The organism is Paraclostridium sp. MRS3W1 (assembly GCF_032465715.1).
GTDB lineage: Bacteria > Bacillota > Clostridia > Peptostreptococcales > Peptostreptococcaceae > Paraclostridium > Paraclostridium dentum.
Window position 1 is genome coordinate 1 of the sequence record NZ_JAWDJM010000059.1, and the last position, 819, is coordinate 819.

Below are 819 nucleotides of genomic sequence, written 5' to 3' on the forward strand. Positions count from 1 at the left end.
ACTATTATTTTTACCTGGGGAAGAGACTGAAAACTAAAATATTAATAATAAAAAAGCCTGAAAATAGATTGGTATTTTCAGGCTTTTTTATGTTAGGTAAATTTTTATATTACAGATTAGATTTAAAATTTTCAAAACCTACCCGATCTATAAAATCTCTAAGTTTTTCTTTTGAATTAGCATTTGACTGATAATAGTTAATAACACTTTTAAAAAGTTTATATGTGCTTTTTTCATCTAAGTCAGATGCTAATACATATCCAGATTTAGGATTGGTTCCAGCACAACCTCCAACAGTTATAAACAGCTTACCATTTGAATCAGCTAAAATACCTATATCTTTAACATATGCACTTACACATGAGTTTTTACAGCTAGATATTGCTATTTTAGTTTTTGAAGGTAATTCTATACCGTAAAATTCATTTACTATTTTCATATAGATGCCTATTGTAGGGTATTTACACATTCTACAAAAATTAGAAGTACAAACTGTTATATTCGTTAGCAAGTTTTTGCCTTTAGGAACACAATCAAAATTTAAATCGTCTATAACTCTTTGTAAACTTATTTCCTCAATATTCATTATTGAAATTTTTTGGTTAGTTCCAATTTTAAGTACACCATTATGTTTTTGTGCAACCTCACCTATATGAATTATATTTTCAGGTGATATAAATGGAGTTTTAAAGTTTGGAGTTATAGTAAATCTATCTTTGGTGCTTAAAGTTTTTTGTTTTTTTATAAATTTCTCCATATGTAAAAATCCTTTAATTTGTTTTAATATTCTTTTATATACTTTATATAATACATTTATTT

Annotated in this window: 1 protein-coding gene; it reads right to left on the minus strand. The window is 25.4% G+C overall.

Annotated elements, in window-relative coordinates:
- Positions 1-109: 109 nt before the first annotated feature.
- Positions 110-819: hypothetical protein (locus tag RWY47_RS04590; RefSeq protein WP_316030254.1), on the minus strand; the 710-nt coding region annotated here is incomplete at its 5' end.